This is a genomic window from Burkholderia sp. BCC1047 (genome assembly GCF_902833155.1).
Classification (GTDB): domain Bacteria; phylum Pseudomonadota; class Gammaproteobacteria; order Burkholderiales; family Burkholderiaceae; genus Burkholderia; species Burkholderia sola.
Map to the genome: position 1 here is coordinate 155,670 of NZ_CADFEH010000002.1, position 16,475 is coordinate 172,144.

The following is a 16,475-nucleotide window of genomic DNA, read 5'->3' on the forward strand; positions in this document are numbered from 1 at the left end:
GAGCTGAACAGAGGCGGAATTACCGAGGCGAGGCGGCGGCGGTTGGCGAGCAGGGAAAGCGCTTTGGCGGATAGGTCGGCCGAGACGATTTAATTGAAGTTTTTGCGCATAAACATACGACAACTTATCTCTAAGCGTAGGCGGTGAAATGTGAGTGTGTGCACACATACAGAAAGCTATGTGCGTAAAAGCTGAGTAAGCGACGGATGCATGATCCGTGCGAAGCTTGCACCGACTGCGCGATATGGTATGACGACGTATAAGTGCGATCTGTCGCCCAGCGCATCGATACCCTTCCCCGGAAGGCGCGCCCATGGCGCCCATCGTCGTCGTTCATCTTTCTCTCCGATCACCCGCATCGAAGCGGGTAACGTGCCACGCCTTCATCGTCACGCTCGGCTGCGACGACCAACTGATGAACGATGCGATGTGCACGCGAGCACGAATACGCTACGCCAGCGTCTTCACCATGTAGTGCTCGTCGTAGAAGCGGCCATCGACGCACATCGAGCGCGGCTCCGTGCCGAACCGCACGAATCCCTGCGATGCATACAGTCGCTCCGCGGCGTGGTTGACCGCGTTCACGCACAGCATCAGCTGGCTGCATCCCCACGCGTTCGCCGCATGCGCGGTCGCGCTGTCGAGCAGCGCCTGCGCGACGCGTTGCCCGCGATACGCGGCGTCGACGTACACGCCCCAGATCGTCGCCTTGTGCGCGATCTTCGTGCGCGCATCGCGGCGCACGCCAGTGATGCCGACGAGCGTGTCGCCGTCGAACGCGCCGAACACGGCCTGTGCCTGCGTCGGCGTGAGGCGTTTCGCGAATTCGTCGACCGGCACCTGCGACTCTTCGTCGAGCGTCGGCAGGAAAGACGTCGGGGCGGTGTCGACCGCACGCAGGCGGACGGTCTGGAACTGCGCCGCGTCGGCGGCGTCAAGCAGGCGGATCGTGATCGTCATCGGCGGCATTCCGGTTGAGGGGCATGCATGCCGGCGCGCCGCTGCGGCGGTCGCGGGGATGCATCGTCCTAATCCTAATAGGAATCCGGATGCCGCGTGGCGATGCGCGGTGCGTCGCACGGGCGTGAACGAGAAGACACTGATGGCGGCGCGTCGTACCGCGATCAAGGAGGGTGCGCGTCAAGCGTATGCGCGGTCGCGCCGGTCCGGCGCACGACGTCGAACAGGCGACGTGCGCGCGATCGACTCACGCGCACGCCACGGGAATCAATAGCGCGACAGTTGATTGCCGTTGATCCGCACGCGGTCGCCCGGACGCAGGTTGCCCGGCGACTGCACGTCGAACGAGCGCATCGAGCCGTCGCTGACCTGCACGTCGATTCGGTAGCTGCTTGGGCCTTGCGCGGCGCCCATCTGCTGGCCGATCTGGTTGCCGGCCACCGCGCCGCCGAGCGCGCCGATCACGGTCGCCGCATCGCGGCCGTGACCGCGGCCGAACTGGTTGCCCACCAGCCCGCCGACCAGCGCACCGACGACGGTGCCGGCGATGCCCGACGGAGCGACCGAGCCGTTGACCGGCTGGATGTTCGACACGGTGCCGTACTGCGTGCCGTACGGGGTCGCGTATTGCTGTTGCGGGTTGCCGTACTGGTCATACGGCTGCGAGCCGTATTGCGACGGATTGCCGTATTGATCGTACGGTTGCGGCGCCTGGTTCGGATACGCCGGTTGCTGCTGCACGTAGCCCGGCTGCGAATACGAGGGCTGCGCATAGCCGGGCGTCGCGTATTGCTGCTGCTGCGGATAGCCCGGCTGCGCGCCGTAGTAGCCCGGCGCGACGCAAGCGGTGAGCGGAAGCGCCGCCACGGCGACGAGCGAGGCGAACAGAACGGTCTTCGTGGAAGGCATGCGCATCATGATGTTTCCTGCATCGGCAACGTGTCCGCCGCTGGATTCCCGTCAGGGTGGCGAACTCGGCGTGAGTATAAGGAATGGCCGGATGCGCGTCCGGTGCGGCCGGGTAACAACGTGTAAAGTCTGTTGCCGCGTAAATCGCCGGTGGGGCGGGGCGTCGAAGGGGCGGCCGGCAACGGCGCGACGCGGTTTCCCGGCGCACGCGTGCGGGCGCTGCACCCCCGCGCGGCCGCCGACATCCAGCCACTTCCACGGCCAACGACACCCGTCTTCGCGCTCGGTCCGCCGGCCTTGCGCGCCACACATCGCGAAATCGAATGCGCGGCATCGCGACTTTTAATTGGCCTCGCGCAGCGGCGTCCGATATCGTGGCCGGATTCCCTGCCAACGGTCGCGCCGCGCCGGCCGCGGTTCCTCCCCTGTCCGCGCCGGTGTCGCGCCGCGACCGCCCCAATCGAAGCCATGACCGAACGATTCTTCATCAACGCCCGCGACGCCAGCGGCCAACCCGTCAATCTCGTCGTCCGCGACGGCCGCTTCGCCGCGATCGGCGCCGATTGCACCGCCGCGCCCGGCGCGCAGACGATCGACCTCGACGGCCGCGTCGTGCTGCCCGGTTTCGTCGACGGCCACATCCATCTCGACAAGAGCTTCGTCGGCGATCGCTGGGTGCCGCATGAGCCGGTCGGCTCGCTGCGCGAGCGGCTCGCGGTCGAGAAGCGCCAGCTCGCGGCCGCGCCGCCGATCGTCGAGCGCGCGAACGCGCTGATCGCGCAGGCCGCCGCGTTCGGCACGATTGCGATGCGCAGCCACGTCGACGTCGATGCGACGACGGGGCTGTCGAACCTGCAGGCCGTGATGGCCGCGCGCGAACAGTGGCGCGGGATCGTCGACATCGAACTGGTCGCGTTTCCGCAGGCCGGCGTGATCACGTGCCCGGGCACCGCCGAGATCCTCGATGCGGCGGTGCGCGAAGGCGCGGACGTGGTCGGCGGAATCGACCCGACAACGCTCGACGGCGACGCGGACGGCCAGCTCGACATCGTGTTCGGCATCGCCGAGAAGCGCGGCGCGAAAATCGACATCCACCTGCACGAGCCGTGCGAAACGGGCATCGCGCAATTGCTGCGGATCGCGGCGCGCACGCGCGCGGCCGGGCTCGGCGGACGCGTGAACGTGAGCCATGCGTACGCGCTCGGCCAGGTGAGCGACGACGACGTGCAGCGCACCGCTGCGACGCTGGCCGACGCCGGCGTATCGATCCTGACGAATGCGCCGGGCGACTGCGCGTTCCCGCCGGTGCAACGGCTGCGCGACGCGGGCGTGCACGTGTTCGCCGGCAACGACAACATCCGCGACGCGTGGTGGCCGTACGGCAACGGCGACATGTTGCAGCGCGCGATGATGGTCGGCTACCGGTCCGGCTTCTACACCGACGACGCGCTCGGCATCGCACTCGACATGGCGACGCACGCCGGCGCGCGCGTGATCGGCAAGGAGAACTACGGAATCGCGGTCGGCTGCGACGCGAGCTTCGTCGCGGTGCGTGCGCCGAACGCGGCGGCGGCCGTCGCGGGCGTGCCGGCCGAACGCCGGGTATTCCGCCGCGGCGAAAGCGATCCGGGCGCACCGCTCGCGCCGTCGCTGCGCTTCACGCGCTGATCCACCCGATCCGCGGCACCTTGCACCGACCGACCCGACCGGAACCGACATGACGAACCTGCTGATCCGCAATGTCCGCACGAACGCCGACGCCGCGCTCGATATCCTGATCGAAGGCGATCGCATCGCGCGCGTCGGCCCGTCGCTCGACGCGCCCGCCGGCTGCGCGATCGAGGACGGCGCGCTCGCGTTGGCGCTGCCCGGCCTCGTCGAAGGCCACACGCACCTCGACAAGACCCATTGGGGGATGCCGTGGTATCGCAACGCGGTCGGGCCGCGTCTCGTCGACCGTATCGAGAACGAACGCCGCTATCGCGCGACGAGCGGCCATGACGCGGGCACCGCGTCGCTCGGGCTGGCGCGCGCGTTCCTCGCGGCCGGCACGACGCGCATCCGCACGCACGTCGACGTCGATACCGAAGCCGGGTTGCGCCATCTGCACGGCGTGCTCGCGACGCGCGAGACGCTGCGCGGGCAGGTCGAGATCCAGATCGTCGCGTTTCCGCAATCGGGCGTGCTCAAGCGGCCGGGCACCGATGGGCTGCTATCCGACGCGCTCGACGCCGGCGCCGACCTGCTCGGCGGGCTCGATCCGTGCGCGATCGAAGGCGATCCGGTCGAGGCGGTGGACGTGCTGTTCGCGATTGCCGAGCGCCATGGCCGCGGGCTCGATATCCATCTGCACGAGCGCGGGTCGATGGGCGCGTACTCGCTCGACCTGATCCTGCAGCGCACCGCGGCGCACGGCATGCAGCGGAAGGTCACGATCAGCCATGGCTTTTGTCTCGGCGATCTCGCCGAACGCGAGCGCGATGCGCTGCTCGCGCGGATGGCCGAGCTCGGCGTGGGAATCGTCACGACCGCGCCGGCCGCGGTGCCGGTGCCGCCGGTGGCCGCGTGCCGCGCGGCGGGCGTGACCGTGATCGGCGGCAACGACGGCGTGCGCGACACGTGGACGCCGTACGGTTCGCCCGACATGCTCGAACGCGCGATGCTGATCGGCATGCGCAACGATTTCCGCCGAGACGATGCGCTCGAAGTCGCGCTCGACTGCGTGACGCACGGCGCGGCGCGCGGCTGCGGTTTCGCCGATTACGGGCTGCAGCCGGGCAGCCTTGCGGACGTCGTGCTCGTCGATGCGCTGACGTTCGCGGAGGCCGTCGTCGCGCGGCCGGTGCGGCGTCTCGTCGTATCGTCCGGGAAGATCGTCGCGCGCAACGGCGCGCTGGTCTGAGCGCCGCGTCGCCCCGGTATGATCCGGTTTTCAACCGGATGTCGGGAGACGACGATGCGACGCACGACCGCGGCACGGGCCGCAACGCGATGGATGGCGGCGGCCCTGTTCGCCGTGAGCGCCGCGCATGCGGTGGCGGCCGGCCCGGCCGACGCGCAGCAGGAAGCGAACCGGCGCACGGTGCTCGCGTTCTACGAGAAAGGCTTGAACGAGAAGGATGCGGACGCCGCGCTCGCGTATGTCGGCGATCGCTACGTGCAGCACAACCCGAACGCGGCCGACGGGCGTGACGGTTTCCGCAAGTTCGTCGCGTTCCTGCGCGACAAGTATCCGCAGTCGCACAGCGAGTTCAAGCGCGCGTTCGTCGACGGCGACTACGTGATCCTGCATGTGCACGCGGTGCGCGAACCGGGCACGCGCGGCAGCGCGATCATGGATATCTTCCGGCTCGAGCACGGCAAGATCGTCGAACACTGGGACGTCAACCAGCCGGTGCCCGAGCAGGCGGCGAACGGCAACACGATGTTCTGACGCGTGTGACGCGCGACGCCCCCTGCGCGCCGCTCCCGTTTGAAATCCGCTTCGCCTACCGCCCTTCGAGTTCCAGCATCGCCGCGAGGGCCTTCGTCAGCGCGCTGACCATCGGGTCGGCGGTCGGCCGGTGCAGGATCGCGATGTCCATGTGTTCGATCGGCGCGAAGCCCTGCTTCGCGGTCAGCACCACATGCTCGTCCGTCACCACGCGCGCGGGCAGTACGCTGATGCCGAGCCCGTCCGCGACCGCCGCCTGGATGCCGCTCAGGCTCGACGTCGTGAAGCTGATCCGCCAGCGGCGGCCGCGCTCCTCGATCGCCTTGATCATGTCGTCGCGATAGAGCCCGCGCGGCGGGAACACGACGATCGGCACCGGGTCGAGATCGATCGACGGATGCTTCGCGCTGTCGATCCAGCGCAGCTTCTCCGGCCAGCGCACGACGGCCTCGCGGCTGTCGCGCCGCTGCTTGATCAGCACGAGGTCGAGTTCGCCGCGATCGTACGCGGCGCTGATGTCGCGGCTCAGCCCGCACGTCACTTCGAGCTTCACCTGCGGATGCTCGCGCTTGAACGCCGCGAGCGCATGCGTCGTGCGGCCCGCCGCGAAATCGTCGGGCACGCCGAGCCGGATCGTCAGCGCGACCGTCGCGCCCGACAAGGCCTCCAGCATCTCGTCGTTCAGCGCGAGCATGCGCCGCGCATAGCTGAGCACCGTCACGCCCGCATCGGTCGGCCGCACGTCGCGCGCACCGCGGTCGAGCAGGCGGTGGCCGGCGATTTCCTCGAGCCGGCGCACCTTCTGGCTGACCGTCGACTGGGTCGAATGCAGGCGCGCGGATGCCGTCGTGAAACTGCCGCAGTCGGCGACCATCACCAGCGCACGCAGCAGGTCGATGTCGAACAGGGGTCTATTCATTTATGCACTTCTAGGGATTCTGGCATTGCATTTTCAAATGCGTGCGACGACTTTTAACATGGCAAGGCATCGCGGGCAATCGCGGTTTCGCCGGACCCGGCGCGGCGTTTCGCGGCGCTTTTGACGCGTCCGACGCATCGTATCGGCCGCGCGTCGGCGAGCGCGGGCACGCCATGAGGAAACCGGATGCCCTTCAACCGGATCGCGATCATCGGCTCGTTTGAATTGACCATGCTCGCGTCGGCGGTGGCCGCCGCCGACGGCGGCGCCCGGATAGACGGCAGCACGGCCCTTGCTTTGTCATTTGCCTTACCGTAAAGTAAGGAGCCAAGGAGGTGCCATCATGACGGCAGCAACGATCACTTCAAAGGGTCAGGTTACGATTCCCGTAGACGTGCGCAATCAGCTTGGTTTGCAGTCGGGCGACCGGATCGAATTCAGCTTCAACGAGGCAACGGGCCGGTATGAAGTCATTCCGGCCACGCGCTCGCTTGCGTCGCTCAAAGGCATCGTGAAGAAGCCCGCGAAACCGGTGTCGATCGAGGACATGAATCGGGCCATCGCCGAGCAGGGGGCATCCGACCGATGATCGGACTGGATACGAACGTGCTGGTCCGCTACTTCGCTCAGGATGATGTCGTGCAATCGAAGAAGGCGACGGCGCTGATGGAGTCCCTATCGGCCGAGCGGCCGGGGTATGTTTCACAGGTCGCCCTGGTCGAGGTCGTGTGGGTGCTCGCGCGCTGCTACGGCGTCGAGCGTGAGCAGATGAAGGACATCATCGACTCGATGATCGGCACGAAGGAACTCGTGGTTGAAGGCGCCGATACGGTGCGAAAGGCGCTTCGTGTTTTCGCGGCGTCCCCGAAGGCGGACTTCTCGGATTGCCTGATCGAGCGCTCGGGGTTTGCAGCCGAGTGCGAATATACGGCTACATTCGACGTAACGGCCTCGAAGGTCGCTGGAATGCAGTTGATCAAGTAGTCGTCGCCCCCGCCGAAAAGGCGCAACACGCGGCGACCGTGCCGAGCGACTCGCCGGGTGGTATAGGGCGCAACGTCAATTCCCCCTGGACACACCCTCGCGTCGGCCATTCGTATTGATATCGCTGCGCCATGGATATCCAAAAAGGACGCCCTCGATGGCGAGCGCGCGTTAAACAGGGTAAACACCCGAAACTCCCGCATTAGCGCTGTAGATCGAGCTCTGTCTTACCACGCCGATCCCTGCTTGCCCTCGGTTCGCTTCGCCCCCGGTTCTCCCCCGCTTGCGCTCAAAAATCGAGCGGTCTAGACTGCATCGCAGTTTCATCGAAGTCCCGTCTTTCGCGCCCCGCGCCGGCATCCCGTCGCGTCGCCCCACCGGACGCCGGCATCGCCCGCCCGCGTCGAGACTTTCAAGGACCCGCCATGAACCGCACCGCAAAGCTCCTCGTCACCGCGCTGGCGTTCGCACCGCTCGTATCGTTCGCGCAGGACGCGTCGACGATCCGCTGGGGCATCGACCCCACGTATCCGCCGTTCGAGGCGAAGCAGCCCGACGGCTCGCTGGCCGGCTTCGACATCGACCTGCGCAATGCGATCTGCGAGCAACTGCATGCGAAGTGCCTGTGGGTCGAGCAAAGCTTCGACGGGATGATCCCCGCGCTGCGCGCGCGCAAGTTCGACGTGATCATGTCCGCGATGACGGCCACCGACGAGCGGCTCAAGCAGATCGACTTCTCGAACAAGCTGTATGCGTCGCCGGGCGCGCTCGTCGCGCCGGTCGGCTCGAAGCTGCTGCCGAATGCCGCGTCGCTCGCCGGCAAGCGCGTCGGGATCGACCAGGGCACGACGCAGGAGGCGTACGCGAAGGCCGAATGGGCGACCAAGGGCGTGACGATCGTGTCGTACCAGAATCAGGACCAGGTGTATCAGGATCTGGTGAACGGCCGTCTCGATGCGACGTTCCAGGACAAGACGCAGGCCGGCTACTCGTTCCTGAAGACGCCGCGCGGCAAGGGTTACGCGTTCGCGGGCCCGGACGTGACCGACGCGCGGATCACCGGCCACGGCGTGGCGATGGGCATACGCAAGGGCGACGGCGACATGAAGAAGCGGCTGAACGACGCGATCGTCGCGATCCGTGCGAACGGCACGTACCAGAAGATCGCCGCGAAATACTTCGACTTCGACATCTATGGCGCAAAGCAGCAACTGACTTCGGCGCCGTGACCCCGTGACTCATCCCATCGACAGGCACACCATGACGAGTATCCAGGATCGCGTCGCGCAAGCCGTGACGCCCGAACTGATCGCCGCGTTCCGCGACGAAGGCGCGGTCTGCATCAAGGGCATCTTTTCGCCGGACGAAGTGGCCGCGCTGCAGGCCGGCATCGACGCGAACCTCGCGCAGCCGAGCGAACGCGCGAAGGTCGCGAGCCGGCCCGACGATCCGGGCTGGTTCTTCGAGGATTTCTGCAACTGGCAGCACAACGACGCGTATCGCGACTTCATCGTGCGCTCGCCGGCGCCGTCGGTCGCCGCCGCGCTGATGGGCACGGACACCGTGCGGCTGCATCACGACCACCTGCTCGTGAAGGAGCCCGGCACGCGGCAGCGCACGCCGTGGCACCAGGACCAGCCGTACTACGACATCGAAGGCGACGACAACGTCAGCATGTGGATTCCGGTCGATCCGGTGCCGCTCGAATCGACGCTGGAATTCGTCGCGGGTTCGCATCGCGGGCCGTGGCTGATGCCGCGTACGTTCATGGACAAGGAGGCGAAGTGGTTTCCGGAAGGCAGCCTCGCCGACCTGCCCGACATCGAAGCCGACCGTGCGGCCTTCCCGATCCGCCACTGGGCGCTCGAACCGGGTGACATGGTGTGCTTCCGGATGCTCACGCTGCATGCGTCGGGCGGCACGCAGAACCGCCGGCGTGCGTTTTCGATCCGCTTCGTCGGCGACGACATCCGTCACGCGCCGCGCCGCTGGAAAACGTCGCCCCATTTCCCCGGGCTCGCGGAACAACTGCCGGACGGTGCGCCGCTCGATCACCCGCTGTTTCCGGTCGTGTGGTCGCGCGATGCGGGGCAGGTCGGCGCGATCTGACTCTCGCGCGTCGAGGTAACGAACCCGGCGGCGGCTTCAGGGACGAAACGGCCGTCGTGCGTTGGGCGCGTGCGACGAAGGATCAGGTCGGGTGGCGCCCCGCGCCCGGTTTGAAGCGCGAGCCGAGCCGGTAGCGGTTGCCCGGATGCAGGAAATGCACGAACGTGACGGGCAGCCCGTCCGTCCACGTGCGGCGCGTGAGCGTCAGGCACGGCTCGTCGGCGCGCATGTCGAGCAGCCGCGCCTGTTCGCCGGTCGGCAGCGACGCGTCGACGACGTGCTCGATTTCCAGTTCGTGGTGCGATACGTTGTTGTACAGGTACTCGGACGGCGGCTCGGTCTGGAAATCCTGATCGATGAAGCCGGGTGCGGCGGCCGGGTTCACGTAGCGATCCTCGAGCTGGATCGGGCGGCCGTTCTCCTCGTGCACGCACACTACGTGAAAGACCGGCGTGTTGACCGGCAGGCCGAACGCGGCCGCGACGTCGAACGACGCGGGCTCGCGCGACTGGCTGAGCACGCGGCAGCGGTACTCGTGGCCGCGCGCGCGGATCTCGTCGCGGATATGCGCGATCATCAGCAGGTTCGACTGCGGCTTCACCTCGGCGACGAAGGTGCCGACGCCCGCGATGCGCTTGAGCACGCCTTCCTCGGTCAGCTCGCGCAGCGCGCGGTTGACCGTCATGCGCGCGACGCCGAACTGCGCGGCGAGATCGAGCTCGGACGGGATGCGGTCGCCGGGGCGCCAGTCGCCGGACTCGACGTGCTGGCGAACGAGCGTCTTGATCTGCTGGAACGGTGCGGTGGCCTTGGTGACCATCGGAAGATCCTTGCGCGAAGAAGTGACGAGGCTAGTCGTCGTGGCTGACGATGACCAGGATCTCCGCCTGCGCGGCGCCGAGGCTGCGCGTGCGGTGCGGGATGAGTGCGTTGAAATAGACTGAATCGCCGGTCCTGAGTTGCACCGTCTCGTTCGGAAATTCGATTTCGACGCGCCCCTTGTGCACGAACAGGAATTCCTCGCCTTCGTGTTCGCGGAACGTCGACGCGACGAATTCGTGCGGCGGATGCACGACGAACGGCAGCATCTTCTTCGGCGCGACGCCCGCCGCGATGCTCTCGAAGCGGTGCGCGTGACTATCGGCTGCCGCGCCCATCGCGGTGCGCTCGCCGGCGCGCGTGACCGTGATCAGCTCGCGGTTGCGGCTTTCCGAGAACAGTTGCTCGACGTCGACGTTCAGCGCCTTCGACAGCTTCAGCGCGACCGCGATCGACGGCACGCTCAGGCCGCGCTCGACCTTCGACAGATAGCTCTTGGTGAGGCCGGTCTCGTCGGCCAGCACGTCGAGTGTCCAGCCCTTCTGTTTTCTGAGCAGCTTCAGGCGAATCGTCATGGGGCGCCAGGTGTCCTTCGAAAAACCGATTGTAACGCATGACACAAAGTGTCATTCGGTGTATCGTGTGTCACGTACGCCGGGAAAAACGGCCGCGGACGGCGCGGCAGACCCGGTTCATTCAGGAGGCGAACATGGCGGAAACGCTGAACTTGACGAAGGAAGCGCTGGTCGCGCTGGCGGAGCGGCGGCTTGAAAACGAAGTGGGCGACAGCGGCTGGTCCGCGCGACAAAAGCTCGCGCTGACGTGCCGGATCTTGTTCGACGCCGGCCACGACTCGGGCCTGGCCGGGCAGATCACCTGCCGCGCGGATGCGGCCGGCACGTACTACACGCAGCGGCTCGGGCTCGGTTTCGACGAAATTTCGGCCGCGAACCTGCTGCGCGTCAACGAGGATCTCGACGTCGTCGATGGCGAAGGCATTCCGAACCCGGCCAATCGGTTCCATACGTGGATCTATCGCGAGCGCCCGGACGTGAACTGCATCATCCACACGCATCCGGCGCATGTCGCGGCGCTGTCGATGCTCGAACAGCCGCTGGTCGTGTCGCACATGGACACCTGCCCGCTGTACGACGATTGCGCGTTCCTGAAGGACTGGCCGGGCGTGCCGGTCGGCAACGAGGAGGGCGAGATCATCTCGAAGGCGCTGGGCAGCAAGCGCGCGATCCTGCTGTCGCATCACGGCCAGCTGGTGGTCGGCAAGACGATCGAGGAGGCGTGCATCCTCGCGCTGCTGATCGAACGCGCGGCGAAGCTGCAACTGCTCGCGATGTCGGCCGGCGAGATCAAACCGGTGCCGCCGGCGCTGGCGCGCGAAGCGCACGACTGGATCTCGAAGCCGAAGCGCGATGCGGTGACGTTCGACTACTACGCACGCCGTGCGTTGCGTACGCATCGGGATTGCGTCGCTTGAGCGCGTGCGCCGTTTCGATCTCTTCACACAATCATTGAGGAATACCAATCGTGTCCATCCTGCTGAAAGGCATCATTGCCTACCCGGTCACGCCGTTCTCCGCCGCCGGCGACGTCGACCTGAACGCGCTCGATGCGCTGATCGAACGCCTGATCGCCGACGGCGTTCACGCGATCGCGCCGCTGGGCAGTACCGGCGAAAGCGCATACCTGTCCGATGCCGAATGGGAGGCCGTCGCCACCGCATCGATTCGCGCGGTGCGCCGGCGCGTGCCGACCGTCGTCGGAATTTCCGATCTCACCACGGCGGGCGCGGTGCGCCGCGCCCGCTTCGCCGAACAGGCCGGCGCCGATGCGGTGATGGTGCTGCCGGTGTCGTACTGGAAGCTCGGCAACGACGAGATCGTCGCGCACTATCGCGCGATCGGCGACGCGATCGGCATCCCGATCATGCTGTACAACAACCCGGCGACGAGCGGCGTCGACATGTCGCCCGACCTGATCGCGACGATCTGCCGGGCCGTCGACAACGTGACGATGGTCAAGGAAAGCACCGGCGACATCGGCCGGATGCACCGGCTCGCGCAGTTGAGCGACGGGACGATTCCGTTCTACAACGGCAGCAATCCGATGGCGCTCGCCGCGCTGGCCGCGGGCGCGTCCGGATGGTGCACGGCCGCGCCGAACCTGAATGCCGCGTTGCCGCTCGCGTTGTTCGACGCGATGCGCACGGGCGATCTCGCGCGCGCCAGATCGGTTTTTCACGCGCAGTTGCCGTTGCTGCAGTTCATCGTCAACGGCGGGTTGCCGGTGACGGTGAAGGCCGGGCTGAGGCTGCGCGGTTTCGACGCCGGCGAACCGAGGCGGCCGCTGCTGCCGCTCGGCGACGCACGCACGCGCGAACTCGAGCGCCTGCTCGCGGCGCTGCCGGACGGTGTGACGGCATGAGCGACGGCATGAGCGACGGCGCACGGCCGGCGATCGCCGCCGCCATCGACGCGGTGCGGATCGGCACGAGCCGGCCGCTCGCCGGCACGCCACACGCAAGCGCGATCGACAAGCAGCCGGTCGATGCGCGCCTGTGGCTGGGCGCGCTCGGCTTTGCCGGCGACGAGCAGGCCGATGCGCGGCATCACGGCGGCCCCGACAAGGCCGTTCATCACTATGCGCACGATCACTATGCGTGGTGGTCCGGGCAGATCGGCGCGCGCGACGTGCTCGCGCGGCCGGGCGCGTTCGGCGAGAACCTGTCGACGCGCGGCATCACCGAGCGCGACGTGTGTCTCGGCGACGTGTTCACGCTGGGCGGCGCGGTGCTCCAGGTGTCGCAGTCGCGGCAGCCGTGCTCGAAGCTCAACGCGCGTTTCGATCATCCGCGCATGGCGGCGCTCGTGCAGCAAAGCGGCCGGACCGGCTGGTACTACCGCGTGCTGCAGGAAGGCTGGGTGGCGGCGGGCGACGTGCTGGCGCTGCATGCGCGCCGCTACCCGCAATGGCCGTTGTCGGCGGTGCTCGACGTGCTGTATCGACGCACGCTCGACATGGCCGCGCTCGACGCGCTGTGCGACGTGCCGCTGCTGCCGCCCGGCTGGCGCAAGATGCTCGAGAAGCGCCGCACGGAGCGGCAGGTCGAGGACTGGACGAAGCGGCTCGAAGGATGACGGGCCGCGTCCGATGCTTACTTCGTCGGCAGGTTGCGCACGTCGGCCGTCGGCTCGTTACCGAATGCGTCGCTCAGCACATAGCCGATCAGCTGTCGGGCGGTGGCCTCGGGCGTGGCGAGCGCGCCGCTCGCCTTCAACTCGTCGAATTTCTCGCGCATCGGGAAATTCTTTTCGTCGGTCGCGCGGATCGTGGCCTGCATGCCCGTATCGACGACGCCCGGCGCGACGCTGCAGATCCGCAGTGCGCCGTTCGCGTCGAGCGCGACGGCGCGCGCATGGTGATCGAGCGCGGCCTTGGTCGCGCAGTAGATGCTCCAGCCCGCATACGCGTTGCGCGCCGCGCCGCTCGACAGGTGCGCGATCCGGCATTCGGTCGCGGCCGACGCGGCTTGCACGAGCGCGGCCGACAGCATCAGCGGCGCGGCGACGTTCAGGCCGACCGCGCGGGCGACGATCGTCGGGTCCTGCACGGCGAGCGGGCCGATCGGATCGACGATGCCCGCGTTGTTGAACAGCAGCACGAGCGACGCGCCGTCCACGAAGCGGCGCAGCGTATCGCCGGCCAGCCAGGTCGCGACGGCCGTGGAATCCGACAGGTCGAGTTCGACTTCGGCGAAGCGCTCGCCGGCCTGCGACGCGAGCGACGGATGGCGGCTGCGCGACACGCCGAGCACGGCGATGCCTTCCTGCAGCAGTTGTTCGGCGAGCGCCGCGCCGACGCCGCGGGTGTGTCCGGTGACGATGGCGCGCACGGGTGCGGGAGAAGATGCAGTCATGGTGGTGAACCGGTGAGGGGTGAACGGTAGTGGCGAGCGGCGCGCACGCACGGCGGCAGTGAATTCGGGACGGGTGATGCGTGGTATCGACGAGCGACGACGGTCGCGCGCGGCGCGGTTGATATCGGGGTGAACGCCTATCGTAGCGCCGGCATGGGCATCGCGCAAACGCGGGGGCGTGCGCGAAGGCCGAATCTGCGGCGCTGCGGCCCACGCATCGTCGCATTGCACCGCGCGCGATCGGCCGCGCCGCTACGTCGGACGAAAGCATGCCGCAGCACGTGCGCGCGCTGGTGCGATGACGGGCGCCGGGGCGTGCGTCGCAAGCTATCATATGGCTCGCCCGTGCGCGATGCCGCGCGGGCCGCGATCGTTTCCCTTCACCTGCTGCACGCCGCGACGCTACTCATGAACACCACGCCGGATACGCCCACGCCCCGCGCCCTTCGCGAACTCACGCCCCTCGAGGCCCGCATTCTCGGCGTGCTCGTCGAGAAACAGCACACGGTGCCGGATACCTACCCGCTGTCGCTGAACGCGCTGACCGCGGGCTGCAACCAGAAAACCGCGCGCGCGCCGGTGATGAACGTCAGCGAGGACGAAGTCACGACCGCGCTCGACGGGCTGAAGCACCTGAGCCTCGTGATGGAAGGCAGCAGCAGCCGCGTGCCGCGTTTCGAGCACAACATGAACCGCGTGCTCGGCATCCCGAGCCAGGCGATCGCGCTGTTGACGATCCTGTTGCTGCGCGGCCCGCAGACGGCCGCCGAGCTGCGCCTGAACAGCGCGCGCCTGCACGGCTTCGCGGATATCTCGTCGGTCGAGGCGTTCCTCGACGAACTCGCGGCGCGCACGCAGCCGCTCGTCGTCCGGCTGCCGCGTGCACCGGGTGCGCGCGAGAACCGCTGGATGCACCTGATGTGCGGCGAAGTGAACATGGCCGACTTCGCGAGCGCGGATGCCGGCGGTGGCGCGGATTCGGTGCCGCCTTCCGAATTCGAGGCACTGAAGGCCGAGCAGAAGCGCCTCGCGGACGAAGTGGCGCGACTCAATGCGCTGGTTCAGCGGATGGCGAGCGAACTCGGTATCGACGTCGACGCGCCGGGCGACGCGGGCTGACAGACGCCCAAGGCACCTGAAACGGAGTGACACCGGCGCACACGCGCTTACGCGCCCGCCGGGTGACGAACGCGCTCCGCCACCCTGCCCGAAGCCGCATTACCAGCGGCACCCCGCCTTCGCGGACGCATCGACGTCCTGCGCCCACGCGAAATCCGTTTGCTTGCCGGTGCGTGCGTTGCGGTACGTCATCGAATAGACGATCGCGCCCTGGCTCGTCATTTCGTACTCGCCGTTGATCTTGCCGTCGACCATTTCCCACCACGTGGTCGTGAACTGGTACGGCCGGCCCTCCGCCAGTTCTTCGTGATCCTCGTGCTTGAACAGCAGCGGGATCGCCGTCTTCGACTTCGCATACCGGACGACACCGCCTCGCCACTTGGCCACGTCGTCGTAGTACGTGCGCAATTCGAAGCGCACGGGTTTGTCTCCGCTCGTCTGAAAACACAGCACTTCGGTACTGACTTCCGCCGACGCAGGCAATGCGATGCACAGCAACAACGCCGCGAATGTTTTTTTCATGTTCGTCTGTCCGTCATGGAAAAGCGCTTCAACCGACACTGATTCGCGTGGCGCCCGCATCGACGAGCCGGAACAGCAGGTCCTCGACCGCCGCGCCCGGCGCCGAGCCGAGATCCGCGTTGACGCGCCATCCGTGCTCGGTGTTAGCCGGTTCAGACAGATAGTGAACGATGCCGTGCAGGCCGTCTTCGGCCGGCATGCTTTCGTCGTCGGCATCGAACCACGCGAAGAACCAGGTCTTGAACACCTCGGTGGCCGCGGCTTCGTCGAGACCGTCGGCTTCGATCGTCGCCCAGTCCCACACGAACGGATGGATCGATACGGCGACCGTTTCGAGCTCGAACGCGAACGGCTCGAAATCCAGTTGCGTGGTCGAATCGACCATCGCCGGCTGGCCAGCCGATTCGCCTTCGCCGTGAATGGTATCGGCCCGGCATGGCAGCGCGAGCGGGCCTTCGGTGGCGAGCGTGCCGTCGGCTTTCCGGTAGGCCGGCTCGACGACGGCGGCCGGTTGCGTGGCCGCTTGCGCGAGCAGGTCGGCGTAGGGTTGGCGGATGGCGCTGAGGAGGTCGGATACGGTCATCGTGGCGTGTCGGGCAAGGGGTGAACGATCGGTCGCAGGCAGGCGGCGCATGTTGCCGCCTGTGTCGAGCGAGGGGCCGCATCGGCAGCGGACAGCCACGATCGTACGGCACCGCGGTGACACGCGACCACTCGGCCGAATGGCCGGCGGACCGCGATCGCCGTCACGTCGCGACCGTCGTATCGAT

General features: G+C 67.5%; 20 protein-coding genes. 12 read left to right on the forward strand and 8 right to left on the reverse strand.

What is annotated here, in order from left to right:
- Positions 1 to 450: 450 nt before the first annotated feature.
- Positions 451 to 960, reverse strand: coding sequence for a GNAT family N-acetyltransferase (locus HWX55_RS02630; RefSeq protein ID WP_175973740.1), 510 nt, complete (start codon positions 958 to 960; stop codon positions 451 to 453).
- Between the two features lie 267 nt (positions 961 to 1,227).
- Positions 1,228 to 1,878: a glycine zipper 2TM domain-containing protein gene (locus HWX55_RS02635; RefSeq protein WP_175973742.1), complete on the reverse strand. Its 651-nt coding sequence runs from the start codon at positions 1,876 to 1,878 to the stop codon at positions 1,228 to 1,230.
- Positions 1,879 to 2,337: 459 nt separating this feature from the next.
- Here HWX55_RS02635 and HWX55_RS02640 point away from each other — a divergent pair, with 459 nt between their 5' ends.
- Genes HWX55_RS02640 through HWX55_RS02650 form a run of 3 tightly spaced genes read left to right on the forward strand, consistent with a single transcriptional unit; the run spans position 2,338 to position 5,302 of the window.
- Entirely contained in the window at positions 2,338 to 3,537 is a 1,200-nt protein-coding gene (locus tag HWX55_RS02640; protein WP_175973743.1) for an amidohydrolase family protein, read from the forward strand.
- A gap of 49 nt (positions 3,538 to 3,586) precedes the next feature.
- Positions 3,587 to 4,771 carry an amidohydrolase family protein gene (locus HWX55_RS02645; RefSeq protein ID WP_175973745.1) on the forward strand — a complete coding sequence of 395 codons (1,185 nt, stop codon included), beginning with the start codon at positions 3,587 to 3,589 and terminating at the stop codon, positions 4,769 to 4,771.
- Positions 4,772 to 4,825: 54 nt separating this feature from the next.
- Positions 4,826 to 5,302 (forward strand): nuclear transport factor 2 family protein, encoded by a 477-nt coding sequence (locus HWX55_RS02650; protein WP_175973747.1) that lies wholly within the window; start codon positions 4,826 to 4,828, stop codon positions 5,300 to 5,302.
- A gap of 55 nt (positions 5,303 to 5,357) precedes the next feature.
- On the opposite strand, the gene HWX55_RS02655 is transcribed toward HWX55_RS02650, so the two are convergent.
- Positions 5,358 to 6,221 (reverse strand): LysR family transcriptional regulator, encoded by an 864-nt coding sequence (locus tag HWX55_RS02655; RefSeq protein ID WP_006480257.1) that lies wholly within the window; start codon positions 6,219 to 6,221, stop codon positions 5,358 to 5,360.
- A gap of 186 nt (positions 6,222 to 6,407) precedes the next feature.
- On the opposite strand from HWX55_RS02655, the gene HWX55_RS36290 reads away from it, so the two are divergent.
- From HWX55_RS36290 to HWX55_RS02680, 5 genes are all read left to right on the forward strand, one after another.
- On the forward strand, positions 6,408 to 6,539 hold the full coding sequence (locus HWX55_RS36290) for a hypothetical protein (protein WP_279612662.1): 132 nt from the start codon (positions 6,408 to 6,410) through the stop codon (positions 6,537 to 6,539).
- 25 nt (positions 6,540 to 6,564) lie between these two features.
- On the forward strand, positions 6,565 to 6,810 hold the full coding sequence (locus HWX55_RS02665; protein ID WP_175973749.1) for an AbrB/MazE/SpoVT family DNA-binding domain-containing protein: 246 nt from the start codon (positions 6,565 to 6,567) through the stop codon (positions 6,808 to 6,810).
- Positions 6,807 to 7,205, forward strand: coding sequence for a type II toxin-antitoxin system VapC family toxin (locus HWX55_RS02670; protein WP_175973751.1), 399 nt, complete (start codon positions 6,807 to 6,809; stop codon positions 7,203 to 7,205). The genes HWX55_RS02665 and HWX55_RS02670 overlap by 4 nt, the downstream gene beginning before the upstream one ends.
- Before the next feature lie 425 nt (positions 7,206 to 7,630).
- Positions 7,631 to 8,434, forward strand: a complete 804-nt coding sequence (locus HWX55_RS02675; protein WP_175973753.1) for an ABC transporter substrate-binding protein — start codon at positions 7,631 to 7,633, stop codon at positions 8,432 to 8,434.
- 31 nt (positions 8,435 to 8,465) lie between these two features.
- The gene (locus tag HWX55_RS02680; RefSeq protein ID WP_175973754.1) at positions 8,466 to 9,314 is read left to right on the forward strand and encodes a phytanoyl-CoA dioxygenase family protein; all 849 of its coding nucleotides are present in this window, start codon (positions 8,466 to 8,468) and stop codon (positions 9,312 to 9,314) included.
- 82 nt (positions 9,315 to 9,396) lie between these two features.
- On the opposite strand, the gene hutC is transcribed toward HWX55_RS02680, so the two are convergent.
- Both hutC and HWX55_RS02690 read right to left on the reverse strand, forming a co-directional pair.
- Positions 9,397 to 10,134, reverse strand: a complete 738-nt coding sequence (gene hutC, locus HWX55_RS02685) for a histidine utilization repressor (RefSeq protein WP_124556554.1) — start codon at positions 10,132 to 10,134, stop codon at positions 9,397 to 9,399.
- Positions 10,135 to 10,165: 31 nt separating this feature from the next.
- Positions 10,166 to 10,708 carry an XRE family transcriptional regulator gene (locus HWX55_RS02690; protein ID WP_059688092.1) on the reverse strand — a complete coding sequence of 181 codons (543 nt, stop codon included), beginning with the start codon at positions 10,706 to 10,708 and terminating at the stop codon, positions 10,166 to 10,168.
- Between the two features lie 134 nt (positions 10,709 to 10,842).
- Here HWX55_RS02690 and HWX55_RS02695 point away from each other — a divergent pair, with 134 nt between their 5' ends.
- From HWX55_RS02695 to HWX55_RS02705, 3 genes are read left to right on the forward strand one after another with little or no spacing between them, the layout of a single operon-like run.
- Positions 10,843 to 11,625 (forward strand): aldolase, encoded by a 783-nt coding sequence (locus HWX55_RS02695; RefSeq protein WP_175973756.1) that lies wholly within the window; start codon positions 10,843 to 10,845, stop codon positions 11,623 to 11,625.
- 50 nt (positions 11,626 to 11,675) lie between these two features.
- The gene (locus HWX55_RS02700; protein ID WP_175973758.1) at positions 11,676 to 12,572 is read left to right on the forward strand and encodes a dihydrodipicolinate synthase family protein; all 897 of its coding nucleotides are present in this window, start codon (positions 11,676 to 11,678) and stop codon (positions 12,570 to 12,572) included.
- 8 nt (positions 12,573 to 12,580) lie between these two features.
- Positions 12,581 to 13,285 (forward strand): MOSC domain-containing protein, encoded by a 705-nt coding sequence (locus HWX55_RS02705; protein ID WP_175974144.1) that lies wholly within the window; start codon positions 12,581 to 12,583, stop codon positions 13,283 to 13,285.
- Between the two features lie 17 nt (positions 13,286 to 13,302).
- Here the strand turns inward: HWX55_RS02705 and HWX55_RS02710 are convergent, their stop codons facing one another.
- Positions 13,303 to 14,064 (reverse strand): SDR family oxidoreductase, encoded by a 762-nt coding sequence (locus tag HWX55_RS02710; protein WP_175973761.1) that lies wholly within the window; start codon positions 14,062 to 14,064, stop codon positions 13,303 to 13,305.
- A gap of 408 nt (positions 14,065 to 14,472) precedes the next feature.
- Here HWX55_RS02710 and HWX55_RS02715 point away from each other — a divergent pair, with 408 nt between their 5' ends.
- Positions 14,473 to 15,183 carry a YceH family protein gene (locus HWX55_RS02715; RefSeq protein WP_050013493.1) on the forward strand — a complete coding sequence of 237 codons (711 nt, stop codon included), beginning with the start codon at positions 14,473 to 14,475 and terminating at the stop codon, positions 15,181 to 15,183.
- A gap of 99 nt (positions 15,184 to 15,282) precedes the next feature.
- On the opposite strand, the gene HWX55_RS02720 is transcribed toward HWX55_RS02715, so the two are convergent.
- Positions 15,283 to 15,705, reverse strand: a complete 423-nt coding sequence (locus HWX55_RS02720) for a hypothetical protein (RefSeq protein ID WP_175973763.1) — start codon at positions 15,703 to 15,705, stop codon at positions 15,283 to 15,285.
- Between the two features lie 28 nt (positions 15,706 to 15,733).
- Complete coding sequence (locus tag HWX55_RS02725; RefSeq protein WP_124594819.1) at positions 15,734 to 16,288, reverse strand: hypothetical protein; 555 nt, start codon at positions 16,286 to 16,288, stop codon at positions 15,734 to 15,736.
- Positions 16,289 to 16,475 lie beyond the last annotated feature (187 nt).